This window comes from Maridesulfovibrio sp. FT414 (assembly GCF_050916235.1).
Taxonomy (GTDB): domain Bacteria; phylum Desulfobacterota; class Desulfovibrionia; order Desulfovibrionales; family Desulfovibrionaceae; genus Maridesulfovibrio.
In genome coordinates this window covers 2708111-2730207 of the sequence record NZ_CP104854.1, presented here as the reverse complement: position 1 = coordinate 2730207, position 22097 = coordinate 2708111, and the positions used below count along the sequence as shown (strand labels likewise).

The 22097-nt window shown below is 51.8% G+C and carries 18 protein-coding genes; 12 read left to right on the top strand and 6 right to left on the bottom strand.

Going from position 1 to position 22097, the window contains the following annotated elements; translation table 11 throughout:
* The first annotated feature begins 75 nt into the window (after positions 1-75).
* Entirely contained in the window at positions 76-1290 is a 1215-nt protein-coding gene (locus N7E73_RS12080; RefSeq protein WP_432735009.1) for an MFS transporter, read from the top strand.
* A 266-nt stretch (positions 1291-1556) separates the two neighbouring features.
* Here the strand turns inward: N7E73_RS12080 and N7E73_RS12075 are convergent, their stop codons facing one another.
* The gene (locus N7E73_RS12075; protein ID WP_432735008.1) at positions 1557-1913 is read right to left on the bottom strand and encodes a PilZ domain-containing protein; all 357 of its coding nucleotides are present in this window, start codon (positions 1911-1913) and stop codon (positions 1557-1559) included.
* Positions 1914-2050: 137 nt separating this feature from the next.
* Positions 2051-3223, bottom strand: coding sequence for a cation:proton antiporter (locus N7E73_RS12070; protein ID WP_432735006.1), 1173 nt, complete (start codon positions 3221-3223; stop codon positions 2051-2053).
* 454 nt (positions 3224-3677) lie between these two features.
* Between N7E73_RS12070 and satP the strand changes: the two genes are divergently transcribed.
* The 8 genes from satP (at position 3678) to N7E73_RS12030 (ending at position 12370) form a co-directional block, all read left to right on the top strand.
* The gene (gene satP / locus N7E73_RS12065; protein WP_432735005.1) at positions 3678-4235 is read left to right on the top strand and encodes an acetate uptake transporter; all 558 of its coding nucleotides are present in this window, start codon (positions 3678-3680) and stop codon (positions 4233-4235) included.
* A gap of 223 nt (positions 4236-4458) precedes the next feature.
* Positions 4459-5337 (top strand): acetylglutamate kinase, encoded by an 879-nt coding sequence (gene argB, locus N7E73_RS12060; RefSeq protein WP_432738866.1) that lies wholly within the window; start codon positions 4459-4461, stop codon positions 5335-5337.
* Positions 5338-5345: 8 nt separating this feature from the next.
* Positions 5346-6056 (top strand): molybdopterin-guanine dinucleotide biosynthesis protein MobB, encoded by a 711-nt coding sequence (locus N7E73_RS12055; RefSeq protein ID WP_432735004.1) that lies wholly within the window; start codon positions 5346-5348, stop codon positions 6054-6056.
* Between the two features lie 220 nt (positions 6057-6276).
* On the top strand, positions 6277-7518 hold the full coding sequence (locus tag N7E73_RS12050; protein WP_432735003.1) for a molybdopterin molybdotransferase MoeA: 1242 nt from the start codon (positions 6277-6279) through the stop codon (positions 7516-7518).
* Between the two features lie 15 nt (positions 7519-7533).
* Positions 7534-9465 (top strand): molybdopterin biosynthesis protein, encoded by a 1932-nt coding sequence (locus N7E73_RS12045; RefSeq protein WP_432735002.1) that lies wholly within the window; start codon positions 7534-7536, stop codon positions 9463-9465.
* Between the two features lies 1 nt (position 9466).
* Complete coding sequence (locus tag N7E73_RS12040; protein ID WP_432735001.1) at positions 9467-9964, top strand: hypothetical protein; 498 nt, start codon at positions 9467-9469, stop codon at positions 9962-9964.
* Between the two features lie 3 nt (positions 9965-9967).
* A complete protein-coding gene (locus tag N7E73_RS12035) occupies positions 9968-10336 on the top strand; it encodes a hypothetical protein (protein ID WP_432735000.1) in 369 nt (122 codons plus the stop codon).
* A gap of 117 nt (positions 10337-10453) precedes the next feature.
* Positions 10454-12370, top strand: coding sequence for an ATP-binding protein (locus N7E73_RS12030; RefSeq protein ID WP_432734999.1), 1917 nt, complete (start codon positions 10454-10456; stop codon positions 12368-12370).
* Positions 12371-12642: 272 nt separating this feature from the next.
* On the opposite strand, the gene glpK is transcribed toward N7E73_RS12030, so the two are convergent.
* The 3 genes from glpK to N7E73_RS12015 all read right to left on the bottom strand — a co-directional run bounded on the left by glpK (position 12643) and on the right by N7E73_RS12015 (position 17287).
* A complete protein-coding gene (gene glpK, locus N7E73_RS12025; RefSeq protein WP_432734998.1) occupies positions 12643-14130 on the bottom strand; it encodes a glycerol kinase GlpK in 1488 nt (495 codons plus the stop codon).
* Between the two features lie 98 nt (positions 14131-14228).
* Complete coding sequence (locus tag N7E73_RS12020) at positions 14229-14936, bottom strand: MIP/aquaporin family protein (RefSeq protein WP_432734997.1); 708 nt, start codon at positions 14934-14936, stop codon at positions 14229-14231.
* 788 nt (positions 14937-15724) lie between these two features.
* Complete coding sequence (locus N7E73_RS12015; RefSeq protein WP_432734996.1) at positions 15725-17287, bottom strand: glycerol-3-phosphate dehydrogenase/oxidase; 1563 nt, start codon at positions 17285-17287, stop codon at positions 15725-15727.
* A gap of 602 nt (positions 17288-17889) precedes the next feature.
* On the opposite strand from N7E73_RS12015, the gene N7E73_RS12010 reads away from it, so the two are divergent.
* Positions 17890-18717 (top strand): DeoR/GlpR family DNA-binding transcription regulator, encoded by an 828-nt coding sequence (locus N7E73_RS12010; RefSeq protein ID WP_432734995.1) that lies wholly within the window; start codon positions 17890-17892, stop codon positions 18715-18717.
* Between the two features lie 117 nt (positions 18718-18834).
* Here the strand turns inward: N7E73_RS12010 and N7E73_RS12005 are convergent, their stop codons facing one another.
* Positions 18835-20214 (bottom strand): radical SAM/SPASM family putative metalloenzyme maturase, encoded by a 1380-nt coding sequence (locus N7E73_RS12005; protein ID WP_432734994.1) that lies wholly within the window; start codon positions 20212-20214, stop codon positions 18835-18837.
* 251 nt (positions 20215-20465) lie between these two features.
* On the opposite strand from N7E73_RS12005, the gene N7E73_RS12000 reads away from it, so the two are divergent.
* Both N7E73_RS12000 and N7E73_RS11995 read left to right on the top strand, forming a co-directional pair.
* The gene (locus tag N7E73_RS12000) at positions 20466-20771 is read left to right on the top strand and encodes a TIGR03905 family TSCPD domain-containing protein (protein WP_432734992.1); all 306 of its coding nucleotides are present in this window, start codon (positions 20466-20468) and stop codon (positions 20769-20771) included.
* A 143-nt stretch (positions 20772-20914) separates the two neighbouring features.
* Positions 20915-22069, top strand: coding sequence for an iron-containing alcohol dehydrogenase (locus N7E73_RS11995; RefSeq protein WP_432734991.1), 1155 nt, complete (start codon positions 20915-20917; stop codon positions 22067-22069).
* The last annotated feature ends 28 nt before the right edge of the window (positions 22070-22097 follow it).

Genomic DNA, 22097 nt, shown 5'->3' with positions numbered 1-22097 from the left:
GAATCAGGCCCCGGTATGGAAAATTGCACGTCAGAGCATAGGAGTTGCTAAGCCTGCCGATAGGGAGTAGCGTTCGTGGTTCAATTTATCCCGAAAAGGACTCTATCCCGGATGACAGCCTTATATAAGAACAAGAATTTACAGATCGTTTTCGCAGTAACCCTCATGGCAATCATGGGTGTTTCAAGCATAATCCCCTCCCTCCCGCTCATGATCAGGGAATTCGGAATCTCGCCTTCTACCGTGGGACTGGTTTTCACCATCTTCACCCTGCCGGGCATCATTTTCGCCCCGCTGGCCGGAATTTTCGCAGACAGGATTGGTCGAAAAAAAATCCTGATTCCTTCACTGCTGCTTTTCAGCATCGCAGGTGCGGCCTGCTTTTTCGCCTCTGATTTCAACTCGCTGCTGCTGCTTAGATTTCTGCAGGGAATCGGTGCTGCTGCGGTCGGGGTCATCAACCTGACCATTATCGGCGATCTTTTCAGCGGCAGGGAGCGGATCAAAGCCATGGGACTCAACGCCGGTGTTCTGAGCATGGGCACGGCCATATTCCCGGCCATAGGCGGAATTCTGGCCCAGTTGAGCTGGCAGGCACCCTTTCTTCTGTCCCTGTCCGCGCTGCCGCTGGCATGGCTGGTCGCGTTCAAGCTGGACAACCCGGAACCGTCTTCGAACGGAGATTTCAAGAAATATATGAAGGCGGCTCTGGAAGGAATGAAAAGCCGGGAAGTGCTCAGCCTGTTCGCCATATCACTGCTGACCTTCATCATTCTCTACGGCCCCATAGTGACCTACCTGCCGGTAATGCTGAACTCCCGATTCGAAGCCTCGCCGCTCATGATCGGCGTTGTCATTTCCAGCGCGTCCTTCATCACTGCACTGGCAGCTTCACAGATGGGAAGGCTGGCCCACTTCATGTCGCAACCGCTGATGATTGCCATTTCCGCATTTGCATACGGGGCCTCAATGCTGATGCTGCCCAGTGCCGATTCAGCTCTCTGGTGCATACTTCCGGTCTGCGTATTCGGACTGGGACAGGGACTCAACCTGCCCAACTCCATGTCCATGCTGACTGCAATAGCCCCCATGGAACAACGGGCAATATTCATGTCGGTAAACGGAATGCTCTTAAGGGTAGGTCAGACCATGGCCCCCATAATAATGGGTCTTGTCTATGCCGGAATGGGACTTGATGCGGTTTTTTATGCCGGATCAATCGTGGCCGTAACAATGTTTCTGATAACTGTAAGATTCCTGAAAGGATTTGAGGTCGAAACTGCGCAATAACCTTTATTATAGCTGCAACAATTGACGAAACTTCAATTTCTGAGCATTTATTTGAGGTTCTGAGCAAAACACAGCACTCGATTTACAAACAACAGCCCGTAATAAAATGAAAACAGGTTTCAAGGCATTCATCGAACACATCTTCAACCCGCTCCATATCTATTGCAGACTTATGGATTGCGGCATGCCGTCCCCCCGGGCAAGGAAAATAGCCCGGGCTTATGAACTCTGCCTGTTCAAGCCTGCAACCCTGTGTATGCCGGTTATCAGGACTCAAAAGCAGGCGAAGTAAGCTCGCTGTCAATGGCATCTGCATCCTGGGCGTTAAACTGAATCAATCTGCGCAGATGCGTGAAGCTGACTTCATCCATTGAAGTGAAGTCCACGGCCAGCCCTGTATCATCTGCCCGCACAACTTTCGCACTGATAAAAATTTCCACGTCTTCAGACAATGAAAGAGAAACTTCACAGTCATCTCCGACCGCAAACCCCTGAACCGGGTCACAAAGAAGCCCCTTGAGACTGAGGTTGTGACTTTCAGCACCGGCATCAATTCCATCCTTGTGCAGCTTCACGGTAAAGCCGGCCTCAACACGGGTTCTGCGCCTTTTATTCTGAACCATCTACAAGCTCCGTAACTTCATAAGATAAGATGAATATGATTTCTGCTTCCTAACTAATCAATATTTGTCCACCCAGCAATACCAATCAAAAGATTCGACCTGTGGCACAAGCGGCAAAAGCACAAAAATTTCAGCAATCACCCCGCTGCTGCCGAATTCATTTTTTTCAGGGCGAACCGGGCACAGACTGGACCGACAACCTCAAAGAAGACCGTTGTAACCGCAACAACTGAAACAATAGGCTCGAAAACCTCAAACCGGTGGGCTGCGGTCAGGGCCATGCCCAGCGCCACCCCGGCCTGAGGCATGAGCGCAACACCCATCCACTTGCCGAACTCGAACGACTGCCCGCTCATCACGGCCCCGAATGCCGAACCGGTCAGACGACCTAAAATCCTCAGTCCGATATACAACAGTATCCACATCAGATTACCGGAAAGATGCTCGATACGGATATTCACGCCCGCAAAGATGAAAAACAAAATGACCACGGGCCATTCAATCCCCTCAATGGCATAAAAAGGACGCTCATGGTGACTGGCCAGATTCGCCACAACCGTACCCATCACCATAGAAGAAAGCAGGTAGGAGGCCTCAACCCAGATCGAAATTCCGCAGCAGATGAAGACCATGCCCAAGGCCTCGGCAAGGCTTGGCTCGCCGGGCTGGATGCGTCCGGTCAGAAAACTCATGGGAACCCCGAGTCCGATGCCGATCAGCAGCGAAAGAAGAATCTCCCGTCCTCCCTCAAGAACACCTGCCCCACCCCCGGTGCCTGCCACCAGCAGCTGCGCTCCGGCAAACAAAAGACTGAACAGCATTACGCCCCAGGCATCATCTATTGCGGTTATCTGTAACAGGACATTGGGAAACTCGCCTGTCCTTTCAGACTCACGAACCACTTCAAGAGTCGCAGCCGGGTCAGTGGCCGGGGCTATCCCGGCATAGACCACAGCCAGCGACAGCGACATTCCGGCAATCCACAGCCCGCACCCCACAAGCACAGCCGTGACTGCCACGACCGAGAGTGAAATATAAAAAACCACCCTGCCATATTTTTTAATGGACGAATATTTGAGAGAGCTGCCCAGCAGAAAGCCGATTACCGCAAGGGCAATATCCGATACGACCGGCATCCAGCGGTAAATGGACTCGGGCAGCAGGTTCAACCCGGCAGGACCGATACACAAGCCGAAAAGAATAAGTACCGAAACCCGCGGGATGGGCGTGCTCCTGCCTATGGTATCGGCCACAAATCCGACAATGAACAGCAACCCCAGAGAGATCAACGTCAGAACAGATACAGACACATCCCCTCCCGCCGACAGGCATGCTCTTTATCAGGAATTTTGCGATTAAATTTCACCTGAACTGGACAAAACTTTTGAATACATTGTACACGAAATATGGAAAACTAAAAAGAATCCCTGTGTTCTGACCTGAGAAGCATGACTCAACCTTCAGCAGACAACACAATCGGCAAAGGCCTGTCCCCCAAACAAACTGAACGCATAACCAGTAAAATTTATTGGAGACAATCATGAGCCAGTCCTTAATCCAAAAGAAAACCTCTTATCCATTCACTTTTTTCTTGCCATACCAACAATTTCGCTATAGTTGAATGAGTAACCACTACCAATCAAAAGCAACACAAATTTCCACTATACATGCACCCAACCATCCCTTCCCTCTGCCTGGCCCACACAGGCAGAGGGACCTTGGGGAGCGTGTCTCTTAAAAAAATACCACCCCTAGGAGAAAACAATGGAATCCAAACTCGCGAACCCCGCACCTCTCGGGCTCATGGGCTTCGGCATGACCACCATCCTGCTCAATATCCACAATGCAGGATTCTTTCCGATCAGTGCCATGGTCCTTGCCATGGGCATCTTTTACGGCGGAATGGCCCAGGTCATTGCCGGAATAATGGAGTTCAAGAAAGGCAACACCTTCGGCACCACCGCATTCACTTCCTATGGTATGTTCTGGCTGACCCTCGTAGGCCTGATCGTTATGCCCAAACTCGGCTGGACCGAGGCTACCCCCCATGCATACATGGGCTGGTATCTTGTCATGTGGGGTATATTCACCCTGTTCATGTTCGCAGGTACCCTTAAAAGCAACGCCGTGCTTAAATTTATTTTCGGCTCACTCACCCTGCTTTTCTTCCTGCTGGCCATCCGCGATTTCACCGGCAACCACCTGATCGGCACCATTGCGGGCTATGAAGGCATCGTCTGCGGAGCTTCCGCATTCTACCTTGCCATGGCCGAAGTTCTCAATGAACAATACGGACGCACCGTCCTGCCCATCGGCGAATAAACAAAGCTTTCCATTCCTCTAAATCAAAGCTTCACCATATCCTCATGAACAAAAGACCGCGCACCCTAACGGGTTCGCGGCCTTTTCGTATGGTTGCTGTTTCAAGCCTAATAAAAGCGGGGTTTCCCTCCGGACCATTTTAAATTATAGGTAGGCATTGCTTTGAAAAAGCAGGCTGATAATATCAACCAATTCATTTTCAGGAGACAAGAAATATATGGATATGGAACGGGACATCATCAAGGCGAAACTTCTTATCGAAGCCCTTCCCTACATCAAGGAATTTTACGGAGAAACCATCGTCATCAAATACGGCGGCAATGCCATGATCGACGAATCTCTTAAGCGGGCCTTTGCTCTGAACATTATCCTGCTCAAGTATATCGGCATCAACCCGGTGGTTGTCCACGGCGGCGGCCCCCAGATCCAGAAAATGCTCAGTGCACTGAATATCGACAGTCACTTCAAGAGCGGATACAGGGTCACCGACTCCGCCACAATGGACGTCGTGGAAATGGTTCTGGTCGGGCAGGTCAACAAGCAGATCGTCAACCTGATCAACCTCAACGGCGGCAAAGCCGTAGGCCTCTCCGGCAAAGACGGTATGCTCCTCAAGGCCGAACAGAAGGAACTGGTGGTCGAGTCCGAAGCCAAGGCACCGGAAATCATCGACCTCGGCAAGGTCGGCGAAGTCACCAAGGTGAACACCACCCTGATCAGGTCGCTGCTGGCCGAAGGGTTCATCCCGGTCATCGCTCCCGTGGGAGTGGATGAAGAAGGCTCCACTTACAACATCAACGCCGACTCCGTTGCCGGAGCAGTTGCTGCCGCCATGAGTGCAAAGCGTCTGCACCTGCTTACCGATGTTCAGGGACTGCTTGACGGGAACAAAAGCCTCATCTCGTCCATGACCAGCCGTGAAGCTGCCGAAGCAATCGACTCCGGTCTGGCCACCGGGGGTATGATTCCCAAGCTGAGCTGTTGCATTGAAGCGGTTCACGAAGGAGTCGAAAAGGCCCATATCATCGACGGCAGAGTCGAAAACTGCGTACTGCTCGAACTTTTCACCAAAAGCGGTATCGGAACCGAAATAACCGCTTAGGACTCAGGATGAAAGCAATTGCCATTGTCGGAAAGAAAAAGACCGGCAAGACCACCATGGGTCTTGCCCTTGTAAAATGCCTTGCCGAACGCGGACTGAAAGTGGGCGTGGTCAAACATTCCCACCACGGTTTTGACGGGGCAGAAAGGGCCGACACCGAAGAATACAAAAAGGTCGCTGCTGCCGTGGCGGCCTATTCTCCGTCCCAGTCCTTTGTCTCCTGGGCGCAGGAACGCACGGTACAGGATCTGGTTCCGCTTATGGACGTGGACGTGATCGTCATGGAAGGCGGCAACAAAGTCGGCTGGCTGCCCAGAGTCATCATGGTCCGCGAGGACAACGATGACAAGGAATTCTATCCCGAGCTGGCCCTGAAGCAGATCCCCGCCTGCACCCGGGACAATCCTCCAGCCAGCGAGGACGTCGAAGCACTGGCCGATCTGGTCATGGACAGGGGATTCCTCCTTCCGGGCCTTAACTGCGGGGAATGCGGACGGGAATTCTGCATGGATTTCGTGGCCGACATACTGGCCGGCAAGGCCGGCGTATCAGGCTGCAAGGCTAAATCCGGCAGCATGACCATTACCTGCAACGGCAGTGAGCTGGGCTTCAACCCCTTTGTCTCCGACATACTTTCAGCCGGGATAACCGCCATGCTCAAACAGTTGAAAGGCTTCGTGCCCGGCGACATTGAAATCAACATCAAGAACGGCAGCTAAATCTGATGTTTACTCAGTGCCTCCGGCGGCCCTGCGGAGCTAAGGAAATAGTCGTATTTGCGAGAGTGTTTGTTCCACTGTCGCCATCCCTAAGACTCGCGGGAAGACCGCTAGCCTAAGGGATGGTGCAAGAATCCCATACCTTTTATTAGGGATTCGCTACGTCATCCGCAATTTGTCATTAATAAAAAACACGCCTAATGAAATAACGGACTGACCCATGAGCCATGAATTCTTCAAAATCATCAGCAGGAAGGACTTTCAGGACCTGCTGAAAACATTTTCCTCCACCGGGACTGTTATGGTGCCGATCGCCGAGGCCTTCGGAATGGTTCTTGCCGAAGATATTGTTTCCCCAGAGGACCTGCCCCCGGCCAACCGCTCCTGTATGGACGGCTACGCCGTTAATGCCCGGGATGCCTTCGGGGCCACCGAATCCAACCCGGCCTATCTGGAATGCCGGGCTGAGCTGAAGGTGGACCAGAACCCGGAATTCAGACTCGCACCCGGAGAATGTGCGGCCATCCCCACCGGGGGAACCCTGCCCGATGGGGCCGATGCAGTAGTCATGGTCGAACACACCCACGAACTGGGTGCCGGTACAATAGAAATCAGAAAATCATCAGCCCCCGGAGATCATACCATGCTCAAGGGCGAAGACGCCGCCCTGGGCGAAACAGTCTTCAAGGCCGGGCACGGAGTCAGATTTCAGGATGTGGGACTGCTTGCGGCACTGGGCATCAGCCAAACCGTTGTCCACGCCCGGCCAAAAGTCGGCATCATCTCCACCGGGGATGAGCTGGTAGAGATAAGTTCACCGCAGAAGGTCGGCTCCATCCGCGATGTGAATTCGCACACCCTGCGCTGCCTTGTGGCACAGGCGGGAGCCCTGCCGGTCAACTACGGCATTGTCCGCGATGACCTTGAACATCTTAAAGCAATGCTGGCAAAAGCAATTGAGGAAAATGATCTTGTGCTTCTTTCCGGCGGAAGCTCCGTGGGCATGCGCGACCTGACTGTTCAAGCCATCGAGGCCATGGAAGATTCGGAAATAATGGCTCACGGCGTAGCGATAAGCCCCGGGAAACCCACTATTCTCGGCCGATCGGGAAGCAAGCCCGTGCTGGGTCTGCCCGGACAGGTCACCTCCGTTCAGGTGGTCATGCTGTCGCTGGTAATGCCCTTCATCAGGCATCTTATGGGAGACTCCGAAGCATTTTCAGCCAAGGGTCGTCCGATGATTCAGGCCGAACTTGAACGGAATACAGTTTCCAAGCCGGGCCGGGAGGATTACGTTCGCATGAAGATAACCCACCGCGAGGGCGATATACCGCAGGCAAGGCCGATCTACGGAAAGTCCGGCCTGCTCAAAACAATGATTCAGGCTGACGGCCTGATGATCATCCCGGCTGACACAGAAGGGTTCTACGCCGGGGGAAAGATTTCTGTCTGGTTAATCTAAAAAAGGATTCACAAAATGAGTGACCGTAATATCTACCTGAAAACAGTTCCTGTCCCCGAAGCCGTGGCTGCGGCTATCAACGCCCTCAACCGTGCAGAACTGGTCAAGGTCGAGACCAGACCCGTCCACGAGGCACTGAACAGGGTTACAGCCGAAGCCGTTACCGCCCGCTGTTCATCGCCGACCTATCATTCGGCGGCCATGGACGGTTTTGCGGTCAAAAGCGACACTACCTTTGCCGCCCGTGAAGGTCAGCCTCTGGGACTGAAAAAAGGCAGCCAGTGTATTGCGGTCAATACCGGCAACCCGCTGCCCGACGGCATGGATGCCGTAATCATGATTGAGAACGTTATTGATACCGACGACTCCATCACCATTGAGGGCCCTGCCTATCCCTGGCAGCACGTGCGGCGCATAGGCGAAGACATTGTCGCCACGGAAATGCTGCTCCCGCGAAATCATACCATTTCAGCCTTTGATATCGGAGCCCTGCTTTCCGCTGGGATCTACGACATCCGCGTTCACGAAAAAATCCGCATGACCTTTATTCCCACCGGCGACGAAGTTCTGCCTTTCTGCGACCGCCCTACCCCGAAACCCGGCGAGGTCATCGAGTCCAACTCACAGGTGTTCAAAGGACTTGCTGCCGGGCTGGACATTGAATTCACTGCCGTGCCGCCCGTCCGCGACCGGGAAGACAAGCTTGTCCGGGCTGTGGACAAGGCCCTGAAGGATTCGCACATTGTTGTGGTCGGAGCTGGTTCTTCAGCCGGAAGCAAGGACTTCACCCGCAAGGTCTTCCAGAAACTCGGACAGGTGCTGGTTCACGGGATTGCAGTAATGCCCGGAAAACCCACGGTTATCGGAACTGCTCAGGGCAAGCTGCTTGTCGGTGCCCCGGGGTATCCGGTAAGTGCGGTGGTGTGCTTTGAAGATGTGCTGACACCGGTTATTTCATGGCTTTCCGGCAAATATGCCCCGGAAAGAGAGAAAGTGCAGGTTCGGCTTGCCCGGCGCACCCCTTCAAAACCGGGCCTTGAAGAGATTGTGCGTCTGGCGGTGGGCGAGGTGGGTCACGAATACATCGGCGTTCCCCTTTCCCGCGGAGCAGGTATGATTACCACCCTGACCAAGGCACAGGGCTTCACACGGGTAAACGCGGATTGCGAAGGAATCGAACAGGGTGATCTTGTCAATGTGGAGCTCTTTTCATGCAGGTCGGCCCTGAGCAAGGTGCTCATGCACGTGGGCAGTCATGACAACACGCTGGACATGCTTGGAGACATGCTCATGGGCGGGAACACTCCCCTGCGCCTTGTTTCCACCCATGCAGGCTCCATGGGCGGACTGACCGCTCTTAAGAACGGTATGGCCCTCTTTGCAGGTGCCCACCTTTTCGATCCAGAATCCGGGGACTTCAACTTCCCGTTTCTGACCAAATACCTGCCCGACCTTGAAATCACCGTAATCAACCTCGCCATCCGCCATCAGGGATTTATTGTTCCCAAAGGCAACCCCAAGAAGATCAGCGGAATCGAATCTCTGGGCGGGAGCGGAATCAACTTCATCAACAGGCAGCGTGGAGCCGGAACCAGAATCCTTTTCGATTACCACATGAAAAAGGCCGGTCTCACCCCGGATGACATTTCAGGATACGATCGCGAGGAATTCACCCACATGACTGTCGCCGCAAACGTCCTCACCGGTGCTGCGGATTGCGGACTGGGCATTTATGCTGCTGCAAAGGCCCTTGATCTTGATTTTGTCCCGCTGGCCCATGAGCGGTATGATCTGATCATCCCGAACAGGTTTCTCAAGGATTCGCGCATCAGCGCACTTATCGAACTGATCAGGTCGGACAGGGTCAAAAAAGCAATCAGCTCTCTCGGCGGCTACGACACCCCTCTGACCGGACAGGAAATGAAACCGGGCATGGGTCTCGGCTGAGATGCAAAAAGACCGGGAGCACGCCATCAGGCGCAAATGCCGTGAGCATATCATCGGCTATACCCCGTTCCGTTACAGGTTCGGCAAGGGCTGCCCTATTCGGGAAGGGCTGCTGAACATCAGCGTCCTTCCTGAAAAAGACGGCGGGACCCTCGTGCTGACCTTTATTTTCGATTCTGACGACTTTTCTACCGACAACGATATTCATGACCGCATGTCACGCCTTGATTTCAGTCCGCTTTCGGAAAAAGGCCTGCTGACAGCCCTGCGCAACTCGACAGAATTCGAACAGAACGAAAATTTCGCCATGCACGAATTCAGCTTTTACTTTGAAAAACTCCCGTCAAACCTGCAAAGGCTGGTTCAGGATAGCTTCATTCCTTTCTTTCTGGACCGCCTGTATATGCGTTTCGGGGATCTTGAATGGATGCAGACAGACGGTAGAAACGGGCTTCTGAACAGATTGAAAAACAGATTCTGTCTTTTGTCCGGACGGTAAAAAATGCTCACCCTGACGAGAAAAACCGAAAGGTTCACATTGGAGATGACTCTCATACGCATGGGCAGAGACCTGTGTGTATCCCTTTTCGGAGGGGACACTCCGCATATCGGCGCGGTTGCACTTGCCGTCCCCCACTCCGGTATCAAGGACAGGGCTAAAGCCGATGCAACGGTATCACTCCTTGCCGTAACCGGTCACAGGGAAGATGGTCTGGCCAGAGAGATGGCCTACGGTCTGGCAACACATTTCAACTGCACGGTTTCCGTTTCCTGCGGAATTCATCTTGATAATGCCCGAAAGGACGAAATATCCGACATTCTGAAAGCATCCGACGCCCTGCTGAAAGAGGCTCTTTCCAGCCGGTTTTAATCCTCTGCCCTGCTCCGGTTTAATCAGGTATCAAAAAGCATCATTCATTCTGGCAGACCGCTGCACGCTCTGATATACTGCAAATAAAACAGCAACTCTTCATCAGGAGAATATACAGTGAAGTATTCTCAAAGGCTGCTCCTTTTAGGCCTATTTTTTTGTTTGATATGGAGCGGTTCGATATATTCGTTCTATACGCGAATCATCCTGGCCGAAAAGGATAACATACATGAACTGGCCCTGAAGGAAGCTCAGGTTGCCTATGAGAAAGACCTTACCTACCGCCGCTGGGTTGCCGGGCTGGGAGGCCTGTACGCCGAGGTTTCACCCAAACTTGCACCCAACAGGTACCTTGATGTTGCCGACCGGGATGTAACTACCACCACCGGGAAAAAGATGACCATGATCAATCCGGCCTACATGATGCGCATGGTCTATAATATTATGAATGAAGACGCCGGACTTCACGGCCACATCACCAGTCTTGATCCGATTCGGCCCGGCAACGAACCGCTGCCATGGGAAGCTAAGGTACTTGAGTCATTCAAAACAGATCCGAAAGAGTACCACGCCGTATCCGTTGAAAACGGTATGCCGGTCCTTCATTTCATGCGCCCCATGATCACGGAAAAAAACTGCCTGAAATGCCATGCTGAGCAGGGATACAAGCTGGGAGACATTCGCGGCGGAATCAGCGTAACAGTCCCCATGTCTCATTATGAACAGACACTCGCGTCCTTTGTGACTGAAACAGGCACATCATTTATGACCATTTGGCTGGTGGGAATCGGGGCCATACTTGGCGGCATAGCCATTCTCCTGCGCTTTGAGAAAGCCAGAAGCGATGCAGAGACCGAACTGGCAAGAACCAAGAACTACCTCAGCAACATCATCGATTCCATGCCCTCCATACTCGTAGGCGTAGACCCTGACGGCAGGATAACCCACTGGAACATTGAAGCTCAGAAAATGAGCAACCTAAGCTCCGGAGAGGCGGTCGGACTTCCACTGGGCATGGCCTTGCCCAGTATGCAGAAGGAACTTGATGAGGTTCTTATGGCCATGAAAAACAGAACCATCCGCTCGGACTCAATGCAGACCAGAACGGACAAAGGCAGCACCCGCTACGACGACATCACCATTTATCCGTTGATTGCCAATGGAGTTGAAGGGGCAGTTATCCGCATTGACAATGTAACTGACAGGGTCAACCTAGAACAGATGATGGTCCAATCGGAAAAAATGATGTCCGTAGGAGGTCTTGCCGCCGGAATGGCCCATGAGATCAACAATCCGCTGGCAGGAATTCTTGGACATGCCCAGAACATGAAGAAACGCATTTTCACTGATATGGATGCCAACCAGAAAGAGGCCGAATCCTGCGGTATTTCCCTTGAGAAGATGCGCGAATATCTTGAGCGTCGACAGATCCCCAAGATGCTTGACGGCATTATGGATTCTGGCCAGCGCGCCGCAAGAATTGTTTCAAACATGCTCAGCTTCAGCCGCAAAAGCGAGAGAAGACATGGTTATCACCATCTTTCCGAGTTGCTGGACAGAACCATAGAACTGGCTGCAAGCGACTATAACCTAAAAAAATATTACGACTTTAAACAAATTGAAATAATAAGGGAATATGACAGCAGTACGCGCGCGGTTTATTGCGACGGCAATGAAATTCAGCAGGTATTCCTTAATCTGCTCAAGAACGGGGCTGAAGCAATGACCGAAAAGCAGTATGCCGAGGACCGCCCCCGTTTCATCTGCAGAATTAAAGAAGATAATAAAATGGCTGTAGTTGAAATCGAAGACAATGGTCCGGGAATAGATTTCACCCCGCTCAACAGGATTTTTGATCCGTTCTTCACCACGAAGGAACTGGGGAAAGGGACCGGTCTGGGGCTTTCCGTTTCATATTTCATCATTGCCGATCAGCATCAGGGCTCCATGGCTGTCAATTCAAGTCCTGGCAAGTGGACCCGCTTTACCATCAGGCTGCCTCTGGACGCGTCTGAAAAATCTGCCAAGTCATAAGGTTTGGCAGCTGGAACTCAACAAGAAGTATCCCTGCGGACGATATATCCGCAGATTAAAATTTGCTAAGCTTAGCGTGACCGACCAATTGGTTTAAGTTTCTTAGACGTGGACTGCCGGTGAAAATCATCTCTTGCTGGAATAAGGCGACAAGTTGCTGAGAGAAATAACACTGCAACAGGACTTCAGCAAAAGTAATGCTGCGCAAAAAGGGCACCTTGCGGTGCCCTTTTTGTATACAGTGAGATACAGCGTAAGCTGCGTATGTTGTCTTATTTGAAAGCCATGGTTGCTTCAACAGCCTTCTGCCAGCCGGCGTACAGCTTGGCGGACTTTTCAGCATCCATCTTGGGTCCGAACTCACGGTCAACACCGAAGTTCTTTTTGATGTCGTTCTTGTCTGCCCAGAAACCAACAGCCAGACCGGCGAGGTAAGCTGCGCCGAGAGCGGTGGTTTCAATGCACAGGGGACGCTCAACGGGAACGCCCAGCAGGTCGGACTGAATCTGAAGCATCAGGTCGTTTGCAACTGCACCGCCGTCTACGCGGAGTTTTGCAAGGGAGATGCCGGAGTCAGCTTCCATTGCGGAGAGAACGTCTTTGGTCTGGTAGCAGAGGGACTCGAGGGTAGCACGAACGAAGTGTTCCTTGGTGGTACCACGAGTCAGACCGAATACTGCACCGCGAACTTCGGAGTTCCAGTAAGGAGCGCCGAGACCTACGAATGCGGGTACCATGTAAACGCCGTCGGTGCCCTGTACGCGGGTTGCGTAAAGTTCGGAATCCTTGGCGTCACGGAACATTCTCAGACCGTCGCGCAGCCACTGGATAGCGGAACCGGCAACGAAGATGGAACCTTCCAGAGCGTATTCAACTTTACCGTCAACACCCCATGCGATGGTGGTCAGCAGGCCGTTCTTGGAAGGAACTGCTTTTTCACCTGTGTTCATGAGCATGAAGCAGCCGGTACCGTAGGTGTTCTTGGCCATACCTTCTTCGAAGCATGCCTGACCGAACAGAGCAGCCTGCTGGTCACCGGCCATACCGGAGATGGGGATTTCCAGACCCTGGAACTTATCTTTGTGGGTGGAGCCGTATACTTCGGAAGAAGGTTTGACTTCGGGCAGCATGGAAGCGGGAACGGTGAGGTGTTTGAGGATCTCTTCGTCCCACTTGAGTTCGTGAATGTTGTACATGAGAGTACGGGAAGCGTTGGTGTAGTCGGTGACGTGAACTGCGCCGCCGGTGAGCTTCCATACCAGCCATGTGTCAATGGTACCGAAGAGGAGGTCGCCTTTCTCAGCTTTTTCGCGGGCGCCTTCAACGTTGTCGAGAATCCATTTTACTTTGGTACCGGAGAAGTATGCATCAATGAGCAGACCGGTTTTTTCACGAACCATGGGATCAAGACCTTTAGCTTTGAGGTCGTTGCAGATGTCCATGGTCTGACGGGACTGCCATACGATTGCGTTGTAAACGGGTTTGCCGGTGTTTTTGTCCCATACAACGGTGGTTTCACGCTGGTTGGTGATACCGATGGCTGCGATTTCGGCAGCAGGAATTTCAGCAAGGGCTTCAGCAACTACGGACTGGACGGAAGACCAGATTTCCAGTGCGTCGTGCTCAACCCAGCCCGGATTGGGAAAAATCTGGGTGAATTCTTTCTGGGTTACTTTTACGATCTCGCCACCTTTGTTGAAGATGATTGCGCGAGAGCTGGTGGTACCCTGGTCGATAGAAAGAACGTATTTCTTTTCCATTTTAAATTTCCCCTATGTCTTTTTTATGGTGAGGGTGAAGGTGCGCTCCACCCCCTGCATTACATGGTATGTTTTCTTATAACCTTACGTCGCGATACTTAGCCTATCAGGGCCTTGTACACGAGAGCGCCGGCAACACCGCCGCAGATGGGTGCTACTACGGGAATCCAGGAGTAGCCCCAATCGCTGCCGCCTTTACCGGGAATGGGCAGGAGGGCGTGTGCGATGCGGGGACCGAGGTCACGAGCAGGGTTGATAGCGTAACCGGTAGGGCCACCGAGAGAGAGGCCGATGGATACGATGAAGAAACCAACAACAAGGGGGTTAAGACCCTGGGTGAATTCGTTGGCGCCGATACCAAGGATGATGAATACCAGGAAGAAGGTGCCGATAAATTCGCAGAGGAAGTTTTCAGCAGTACAGGGGATAGCAGGGCCAGTGGAGAAAACAGCCAGCTTCAGGCCGGGATCCTGAGTGGGGCCCCAATGGCACTTGTAGGTGAAGAAACAAATTACAGCACCAAGGAATGCGCCGAGCATCTGGCCTGCAATGTAAATGGGAACGCTCGCCCAAGGGAAATATCCGCCGGCAGCAAGACCAATGGTGACAGCAGGGTTGATGTGTGCACCGGAGTATTTACCGGCTACGTAAATTGCAAATGTTACTGCAAATCCCCAACCCATTGTGATGACGATCCATCCACCGTTCTGGCCTTTTGATTTTTCAAGAAGGACGTTGGCAACTACGCCGCAACCGAAAAGGGTAAGAATCAAAGTACCAATCACTTCGCCTAAAAAAGGACTCATAATCAATCACTCCCACATCTCTTAAAGCAGTTAATGACAAATCCGTTTCTTTTCGGAAACGAATACCACCTCGCGCCGGGGTAGGGCCCAACGCTTTTCCATTTCCTATGCCCTGACACTATTTTGTAAAAAACAAAAAATCAACCCCATAATGTTCGAATTTGAAAATAAATTTTCAAAAACGTGTTTCGGATTAGCAAATTTATACTGATTTTAAACAGTTGCAGACTTATGTGTATGTAATTTTTTTTTGAGCTGCCTGGGGACATACAAAACACCTGCATTGAATATATAATACAGCAAAGCATTGTGTTTCAACAGTTTGTATCGAAACTAACTTTGAACATATAAGCCGAAACAGCAGTCTTTCCGTTTCAGAAATGAAAACAAAAACCATCACCATCACTTAATCACCTTTGTCAGGGCAGGTTCGGGTATATGATCAACTGCGAATATAACAAGACTATTTTTGAAAAAGAAAAAGCCGCCGGCCCAGGTAACCGACGGCAAAGGGAAGGGGTTGACGGGAGAGGGAAGCCCCCGTCGCTCTTTGGAGAATATCGAGCATCATAACGATGCAAATTTATTATAAATCCAACCTACCTGACTCCATAAACAGTACAGTGCGCATACCCGGCTCCACTGTATATTCTTCTTTCGGCTCACCTGTGACAAAAGGGAAGCCCTTTTGTCACAAGCGGCTGAGGAGACAGACACAATCCCGACAGGACTCTGTAACGGACGCAGTGCACACGTCCACAAAGCCTGCGGAAACGGTCAGAGCTTAATTACCTTACTATATAGTTCTCAGCCAGTACTGCGAACTCTTCGATCTGGGTCTTGACCCACTGTTCATCTTTACCAAGCTCTTTAGCCATAATTTCAGCACACTTGGGTGCAATTTCAGCTGCAGCCTTGGCATTGAGGATCAGCGCTCTGGTTCTGCGGGCAAGAGCGTCGGAAACAGTCTGGGCCCATTCATGACGAGCCGCCCAGACAACTTCCAGCCAGGAATAGGGAAGGTTGGCGTGCATGCGATCATTGAGTTCAGGATACTCAGAAGCAAGCGCGATGATTTCGGAGGCTTCGCTTCCGTAAACATGCATGTGATCATTGTGATCAAAATCAGTGGTGTAACCGTGCAGCTTTACGTTCTGAGTCGGGGAAGGACGGAAGGGAAGTCCACCCATCTGGATTGCATTGTCAATGCAGTCTTCTGCCATGTGTCTGTAGGTGGTCCACTTACCGCCGGCAATGGTCAGCAGCTTGTTGGGAGACACAGTCAGGTAATGATCTCTGGAAAGTGCGGAGGTGGACTCGCCGTCTCCTGCAGCAATCAGCGGACGAATACCGGTGAATACGCTGAGAACGTCATCACGTGTGGGAGCCTTTGAAAGATAACGAGCGGAATGCTCAACCAGGAAGTTGATTTCCTCTTCCAGGGGCTTGGGCTCCATACAGACGGAATTGAGGGCAGTATCGGTGGTTCCTACAACAACCTTACCATGCCAGGGAACGAAGAAGATCACACGACCATCATCGGTCTTGGGAATCATGATACCGGTTTCACCGCCGAGAAATTCGCGGTCGATAACGATATGGATGCCCTGGCTGGGAGCAATGAGCTTCTTGTGGCCGGGATTGTCCATGTTCATTACGTCGTCAGTAAAAATACCGGTGGCGTTGATTACTGCCTTGGCTTTAATCTCGTAGGTCTTGCCGGTCAGTTTATCTTCAGCCTGCACGCCGCATACGTAGCCGGTGGAGTTCTTAACCAGATTGGTCACACGAGTATAGTTGAGGGGGCAGCCGCCAAAATCAGCCATAGTACGGGCAAGTGTCAGAGCCAGACGGGCATCGTCAAACTGGCCGTCATGGTAGGTAACTCCACCCTTCAGCTTCTTGGCGAGAACACCGGGAACTTCCTTGAGAACAGAACCCTTGGAGTAAATCTGAGAGGGGCCGAAGCTGTATTTTCTGGCCAGCATGTCATAGCATTTCAGACCGATTCCATAGTAAGGAAGACCCCACCATTTGTAATCGGGAACAATGAACTTCTGGTTGTAGCACATGTGCGGAGCATTCTGCTTGAGAATGCCGCGTTCATGCAGGGCTTCCATAACAAGGGAGATGTTGCCCTGAGCAAGATAACGCACACCGCCGTGGACCATCTTGGTGCTGCGACTGGAGGTGGCTTCGGCAAAGTCACCCTGTTCAAGAAGCAGTACGGAATAGCCGCGTGCAGCTGCGTCAAGGCCGGAACCAAGGCCGGTCGCGCCGCCGCCGACAATAACGAAATCCCACACTTTTGAACTGTCTTCAACCTGCTGGATAAAATCTGAACGTTTCATAACAACAACCACCCTCTCTCCGGCCGGTTCCGCCGGACCAAATATTTTAAATAATCGAAAGTCGGACCTCTTTTACTGCAATCCCACGCAGTTACGACTTCCACCCCAATAACTATTTATCAGCGAAACATTCGTTGTCGACATCCACTTCGCTATCTCGTTTCGCTTTTGATCAAAATGTGACATACTGAACACAAAATGACAAGGAAATATTTTCGAAATTGAATATATTTTTTAAAAGCAAACAAAAACGAACCTTTATGCGTCAAAAAATAATCATACAGGGCCATTTCGTCATGTTTATTAAGTTTTTTCAGTGTGTTATAAACGAACATAATGTAAACAAATTCAAACAAACCAGTGCTCGCGCCCAAGACTTCCACTCAAATAAGGGATAATACCATTTATAAAGTGATCGAGAAAGCTACTTTGCCTTGCCTGTCGGAGGTTGAGCTGGTAGATAATAAAAATTGGGCGGGTTTATATTTTCGTTTTCCCGCGCAAATGAAACATTTTGGTCGATGTGAAAACATTTCACCACAAACGCAACTCGATTCAAGCATGCGAGTTTGTTCATATTTGAAAGCAAGGAGACGGTCGTCTTGACTGATCAGAGTAAAACCAAGAAGCTGAAAGGTACCAAATTCAACCTTGATGCTCTTTCCAAACGACAACGGGAGATCTTCGACATTGTCAGTGAACGGGGCTTTGCCCCTATTGAGACTCTGGCCCAGCATTTTGAAGTAACTCCCCAGACAATCAGGCGCGATATAAACAAGCTCTGCAAGCACAAGCTGCTTCAGCGCTTCCACGGCGGAGCTGGACGTTCTTCCAGCGTAGAGAATGTTGACTACAGTGCACGTCGCAACATTCTTCACCAGGAAAAGCGGCTGATCGCAGAGATGGTGGCCAAACTCATCCCGGATCGCGCCTCAATGTTCATAAACCTCGGAACCACCACCGAAGAAGTTGCCAAGGCCCTATCCGGACACAAGTCCTTACGGGTTATCACCAACAACCTGAATGTTGCCCTGACCATGAGCGAAAACGACTGCGAAGTAATCGTGGCAGGAGGAATGGTCCGGCAGCGCGACAAGGGAGTGACCGGAGAGGCAACCGTCGAATTCATCAAGCAGTTCAAGGTTGATTACGGCATCATCGGCGTATCCGGCATAGATGAGGACGGAACCCTGCTCGACTACGATTACCACGAAGTCCGTGTAGCCCGCGAAATCATAAACAATGCCCGAAACATCTTCCTTGTCACCGACCACACCAAATTCAACCGCAACGCCATGGTTCGCATTGCCGATCTCTCTGAAATCGACGCGATCTTCACTGACCGCAAGCCTCCGCAGGTATTTCAGGACCTGATGAAGGCCAAGGAGGTCGAACTCTACGTGACCGAAACCGGTGGGCGGGAACAGTAACTTCGATTTCATCAGGAAAGATTTAAAACGAAAAAGGGTTGGCGCTCAGGCACCAACCCTTTTTCGTTTTCAAACATATGTACCGGAAACAAATGCAGCCCTGCAGGCCTCAGTGAATCACAGCAGGCACTTCAGCCCTCCCATGGCCCACGGGCAATGCCCGCACGGGACCCTGGCCCCGAAACAGTCGAACTCGAAATCATATGACCTGCCGATAATATCATCGCACGGAACCATAGGGCAGTTGGAACAGTATGGGTAATCGTACTCCAACACCTCTTTCCGAAAGCCTGCATATTCCTGCGACCTCCAGATCTCCACAAAGTCACTTTCCGAAAGGTTGCCGAAAACTTTCGGCCTTACCACCTTTTCACTGCCATCCATGTAACAGGTATAGCCGTGCCAGAGAAACTGACATGGACTCACATCTCCGTCGGAGGTAACGAACGCTGCCCCTTCCTCCACAAATGCGCATTTCAGCTCATCCGGAGCCATCAACGGGGGAAGATCAAGCTCTATGCCATTAGACTCAGCCTTCCTGCGAGCCTCGGCACATACGGAGCGGACATGAGCGCTCATGGCAACGGCTTCCTTCCTGTCCCACTCGAGAAGACTTGCCAGATGCAACCATACATCTCTTTCACGGGCCTCGGCCTTCATCATTCGACCAAGCTCGGAATATTCCGCCCGCGAACCGTCCGTCCTGATTCTCCATAGCACATCAAAATAATCATGCAGATCCAGTCCCTGCTCTTTTGCCTTACGCTGCCATTTCTGAAAGATCTCCGTGGCAGATGGCGTATTGGGGTTGAACAGCGACTGTCCCTGCATGGCGGGATTATAGGCAAACACATGGGAACAGACCACAAACCCGGCGCCCTGCTCCGCCGCCCAGTCAAGCACAGCCGGAAGCTGCTCATACGTATCCTTCATGAGCACAAATTCGACGCCCAGACGGAGTCTGCGGCCATACTTTTCACCAGCTTCAAGCAGCAGACGAAAACTGCGCGCAAGCCGGTCAACACACGCCTGACCGTGCAGCTCGCCGCAGGTAAGGCCTTGTGGATCAAGAGAATCAACAGAAACACAGAAAGTATCCACTCCGGCAGAAACAAGCCTTTCAGCCAGACTTTCCGTCAGCAAAAGCCCGTTTGTCTGAAACCCGATCCAACCGTTTTTCGGCATACGCTTCCGGGCAAAGGCCGCCATCTCCGCAAGATCGGGATGAAGCAGGGGCTCGCCTATTCCATTAAGAACAAGCACCTCGCAATGTTCAAGTGCGGGCCCCAGTTTCCTGAACGCATCCAGTTTGAGGTCGGTCTCGCCTATCCGGCTGTCCGGGGCGTACTTGACGCACATGGAACACTTCATATTGCACCGGGTGGTTACCTCCACCTGAAGTTTTGACGGGAAAGGCCGTACTGCAGCCCCCCCGCGAACTCCGAGTGCCTTATCTGCACCGCAACATACTTCCTGCGGCTCCACATAGTAAGACATATTGAATTCCTCTATATCGCACGTTTACCCGTATTCGGGCTCCACCCACAGCACATAAGCAGTTAAGCAGAATTTTCTTTTTTTGCCAATTAGCAAAATTATATATTTCCTGACCTAATTACTCCTTACAGCGGGCTTGACCGCAACGCTGATTTCATGATCAAAAACAGCAGTGCAACCCGATTTCAAATCACTATGCCTGCGCAATGTTCCCGCAGACATGACATAAATCAACAAGCAAGGATAATACTATGGAAAACATCACCCTTCAGCCCACAATCATGAATCCGCTGAGCGGCGCTGATTTCCCCCAGGGAACCGAAGTTTTCGTCCCCACCGGAGTCTGCGCAAAGCAGATCCGCTTCAAAGTTGAAAACGACAGACTTACCTATGTTCAGTTCACCGGGGGATGCGACGGGAACCTCAAGGCCATTTCAGCGCTGGTAAAGAACATGGAAGTAAAAGAAATCATTTCCAAGCTGCGCGGGATTACCTGCGGAAAGAAAAACACTTCCTGCGGGGACCAGCTCTGTGCCGCTCTTGCAGAGCACATGTAGCAAGACTCTTCACAGTGCACTCTGTAAAGAAAGGCGTACCCTGCTAAGGGTGTACGCCTTTTTTATTTAAATCTGTTCGTTGAAGCATTACGTGCCATTTCAAAAACATTGCCGTCCCTATTCCTCAGTGCTACCTTCCATACATGCAATTTCAATTTTCCACCGCACCAAAAATAATTTTCGGCCCGGGAACGGCGAAAGCCATACCCGACCACGTATCCAGAATGGGCCGCCGAGCCTGCCTTGTAACCGGCAGCAGGCCTGAACAATTCCAATGGCTCATGGACAGCCTTGAGCACAACGGATTTCAACTGCAACTGATTTTCGTGAAGGGAGAGCCGGATACCGTATTCATTTCCGAATGTGCCGCAAAGGCACGGTCGCAGTCCTGCGATATGGTCATCGCAATAGGCGGAGGCAGCGTGCTGGACGCAGGGAAAGCTCTGGCCGCGCTGCTCACCAATAGCAGAGACGTGCTTGATTACCTTGAAGTGGTCGGCAAGGGGTTGCCCCTTGAAAACAGACCCGCTCCGCTGATCGCCGTGCCCACCACATCCGGGACAGGGTCGGAGGTCACCAGCAATGCGGTACTGCTCAGCCCTGAGCACGGTGTGAAAATCAGCATGCGCTCCACTGACATGATCCCGGATCTGGCAATAGTGGACCCTGAGCTTACCCTGTCCATGCCCCCCAACGTAACGGCGGCGACCGGACTTGATGCCCTGACCCAGCTTATGGAGGCATTTGTTTCCAGATTCGCATCCCCCATTACCAGTCCCCTGTGCAGGGAAGGTCTTTCACATATCGCCCGCGCCCTGCGGACTGCATACACTGACGGAGCAGACATTGAAGCCCGCAGCAGCATGTCTCTGGCAAGCCTCTTGTCAGGCATTGTCCTGGCAAATGCCAGACTGGGGGCGGTGCATGGATTCGCAGCCCCCATCGGAGGACAGTTCCACGCTCCGCATGGAAATGTTTGTGCCGCCCTGCTGCCGCAGGTGATGAGAACAAATATCCGGGCCCTTTCCGAACGGGCACCGGAAAGCCCGGCCCTTGAAGCCTATGCAGAAACTGCCCGCATCCTGACCGGAAACAGTTCCGCCACAACAGCTGACGGTATTGACTGGGTTATGGAAATCTGCTCCGACCTGCAGATACCGGGGCTGGCAGCAATGGGAATTACTGACAAGGACTTCCCGGAACTGGCAGAAAAGGCCGCCCGCGCCAGCAGCATGAAGGGGAACCCCATTGAGCTGACACAAGCTGAACTCATAAAAATTTTAAGGCGGTCATATTAAAATAAAAGGCTTATCTTTCAATCAGATA

Bases quoted from the DNA above. Each gene is read 5' to 3' on its own strand.
- N7E73_RS12075 (WP_432735008.1), bottom strand. From the start codon at position 1,913: ATGGTTCAGAATAAAAGGCGCAGAACCCGTGTTGAGGCCGGCTTTACC.
- satP (WP_432735005.1), top strand. From the start codon at position 3,678: ATGGAATCCAAACTCGCGAACCCCGCACCTCTCGGGCTCATGGGCTTC.
- argB (WP_432738866.1), top strand. From the start codon at position 4,459: ATGGAACGGGACATCATCAAGGCGAAACTTCTTATCGAAGCCCTTCCC.
- N7E73_RS12055 (WP_432735004.1), top strand. From the start codon at position 5,346: ATGAAAGCAATTGCCATTGTCGGAAAGAAAAAGACCGGCAAGACCACC.
- N7E73_RS12050 (WP_432735003.1), top strand. From the start codon at position 6,277: ATGAGCCATGAATTCTTCAAAATCATCAGCAGGAAGGACTTTCAGGAC.
- N7E73_RS12045 (WP_432735002.1), top strand. From the start codon at position 7,534: ATGAGTGACCGTAATATCTACCTGAAAACAGTTCCTGTCCCCGAAGCC.
- N7E73_RS12040 (WP_432735001.1), top strand. From the start codon at position 9,467: ATGCAAAAAGACCGGGAGCACGCCATCAGGCGCAAATGCCGTGAGCAT.
- N7E73_RS12035 (WP_432735000.1), top strand. From the start codon at position 9,968: ATGCTCACCCTGACGAGAAAAACCGAAAGGTTCACATTGGAGATGACT.
- glpK (WP_432734998.1), bottom strand. From the start codon at position 14,130: ATGGAAAAGAAATACGTTCTTTCTATCGACCAGGGTACCACCAGCTCT.
- N7E73_RS12020 (WP_432734997.1), bottom strand. From the start codon at position 14,936: ATGAGTCCTTTTTTAGGCGAAGTGATTGGTACTTTGATTCTTACCCTT.
- N7E73_RS12015 (WP_432734996.1), bottom strand. From the start codon at position 17,287: ATGAAACGTTCAGATTTTATCCAGCAGGTTGAAGACAGTTCAAAAGTG.
- N7E73_RS12005 (WP_432734994.1), bottom strand. From the start codon at position 20,214: ATGTCTTACTATGTGGAGCCGCAGGAAGTATGTTGCGGTGCAGATAAG.
- N7E73_RS12000 (WP_432734992.1), top strand. From the start codon at position 20,466: ATGGAAAACATCACCCTTCAGCCCACAATCATGAATCCGCTGAGCGGC.
- N7E73_RS11995 (WP_432734991.1), top strand. From the start codon at position 20,915: ATGCAATTTCAATTTTCCACCGCACCAAAAATAATTTTCGGCCCGGGA.